General features: G+C 60.1%; 1 protein-coding gene and 2 pseudogenes. All 3 read right to left on the bottom strand.

Features of this window, described 5'->3' with window-relative positions:
- A partial coding sequence (locus tag GEU01_RS23705; RefSeq protein WP_042710803.1) for an IS5 family transposase occupies positions 1–410 on the bottom strand: 410 nt, incomplete at its 3' end.
- A gap of 167 nt (positions 411–577) precedes the next feature.
- Positions 578–1,798, bottom strand: a pseudogene (locus GEU01_RS23710) (inorganic phosphate transporter); the annotation flags it as partial.
- A gap of 25 nt (positions 1,799–1,823) precedes the next feature.
- Positions 1,824–2,187 (bottom strand): annotated as a pseudogene (locus GEU01_RS25305) (transposase); the annotation flags it as partial.

Consider the following 2,187-nt stretch of genomic DNA (forward strand, 5'->3'; position numbering starts at 1 on the left):
CCCGCGTCATAGCCCGAAAGCCCGCCGCTTTCCGTGGTTTTTACCGACTGGCTATCAATCACGCCCGCGCTTGGAGAGGCTTCACGCCCCTCAATCTCGCGCAGGCTCATGACCAGGACCGTATTCATGACTTCGAACAATCCGGCATCACGCCAGGCGTAAAAATAGCGCCTGACGGTCGAGACCGGCGGAAAGCATTTCGGCAGCAAACGCCACGCACACCCGGCCGAGGCTATGTAGAGCATCGCGTTGACCACCTCGCGCATATCCGTCGTGCGGGGGCGACCACCCCGTTTCGCCGGGGGTATAAATGGCATGATCAGAGCCCACTCTTCGTCCGTCGTATCCGATGGATATCGCATTCCTTCCCGGCTATGTTCACGTCGGGCAATACCAGTCCATGTCACCATTCACTCCATCTCTTCGTAAAGACGGATGAATCACAACAGGCTGGTATTGTTCAAAAACTTTCGGATCGGGCTCTAAGGGATGCAAGTTCCTTATCCTGTTGCTGATATAAAAAACCGGGGCTGCACATCATGCGGCCCCGGTTCTTTTTTACCTGTGTCAGGCAGGATCATGCATTGAGAATATAGAACAGCCCGGCTGCAAGTGTGATGGTCACCGGCAGGGTGCAGACCCATGCCAGTGCGATCTTGACCAGCATGCCACGGTTGATGCCCGAACCGGACCCCAGCATGGTGCCCGCGATACCGGCGGTGATGATATGTGTCGTGCTGACCGGCAGGCCGGTATAGCCCGCGGTTGCGATCAGGCCGGCCCCTACCAGTTCGGCGGACGCGCCCTGTGCTGGCGTCAGGTGTGTATTGCCGATTTTTTCACCCAGCGTATGCACGATCCGCTTGTAACCGATCATGGTGCCGATACCCAGGCACAGCGCGCTGAGCAGACGCACCCACCACGGCGCGTATTCCACCACCGGACGCATCTGGTTGCCCAGCACCTTGGCCTGTGCGCGTTCATGGGTCGAGGCGGAAGGGTTGGCTGATACGGCCTTCAGTCCCGCGACGACTTCATACATGTCCGCGCGCAGGACGGAGGGGACAACATGCGCCGCATCGGTCCGGGACAGGCGACCCACCGCGGCAATCGCCTCGTCACGCAGGCCGTCATGGTCATACTGTTCGATCAGTGGCGCGGCACTGGTGGCGTATTCCGCGACATGGGGGATACGCGGCGTACTGTCGGGGGCCAGGGCGAAGGTGGCGGGCAGGATGCCGATGATGGTCAGCATGATCAGGCCGATGCTTTTCTGCCCGTCATTGCTGCCATGGGAAAAGCTGACGCCGGTGCAGGTCAGGATCAGCAGGCCCCGGACCCAGCCGCGTGTCGGTTTGTCGCCCTGTGGCGGCTGGTAGAGTTCGGGATCATGGACAAGATGCTTGATGATGAAATACAGCCCACCCGCGCCAACCAGTCCCAGCAGGGGGGAAATGGCCAGTGCCCGCAGGATTTTCCATATCTGTGACCAGTCAACGCTGTTGCCCAGGTCACGCGTATGCAGCAGTGCATCCCCGATGGCGATCCCGATCAGCGCGCCGATGACGCAATGGGAACTGGAATTCGGGATGCCGAACCACCACGTAAACAGGTTCCACGCCAGCGCCGTGCCAAACAGCGAAATAAGCATCGGCACGGCCGGGTCACCATTGGGGGGCGAAAGAACATCCGCCGGCAGCAGTTCAACCAGCCCGTAGGCCACGCTGATCCCGCCCAGCAGCACGCCGACAAAATTCATGCACCCCGACCAGATGACGGCGGTGCGGGGCCTGAGAGCCCGATCCGAAAGTTTTCCAAGCTTGACAATGCCTTGCTGTCCGTCGTGTGAGCATGCGGATCGAGGCGATCAATGTCCACGCGGTTGAGGAAGCAATGGACTTTTCCCAATCTTTGGCGAGCCGCCTGCACCGTCCCAGCCAGGCGAATGTCCGTTCAACCACCCAGCGGCGAGGCAAGATCTGAAAGCCCTTCGCCGTATCGGACCGCCTGATGATTTCGACCGTCCATTTTCCCATGGAGGCGAGCGCGGATCGCAATTTGTTGCCAGCATAGCCGCCATCAGCAAAGATGTGGCGCAGCCAGGGAAAGCGCCTGCGTATTGCCGCCAGAACATCAACCGCCCCATCACGGTCCTGGATGTCGGCGGCATGAACGAGGAGAAAGATC

Source organism: Komagataeibacter europaeus LMG 18890, from assembly GCF_000285295.1.
GTDB classification, from domain to species: domain Bacteria; phylum Pseudomonadota; class Alphaproteobacteria; order Acetobacterales; family Acetobacteraceae; genus Komagataeibacter; species Komagataeibacter europaeus.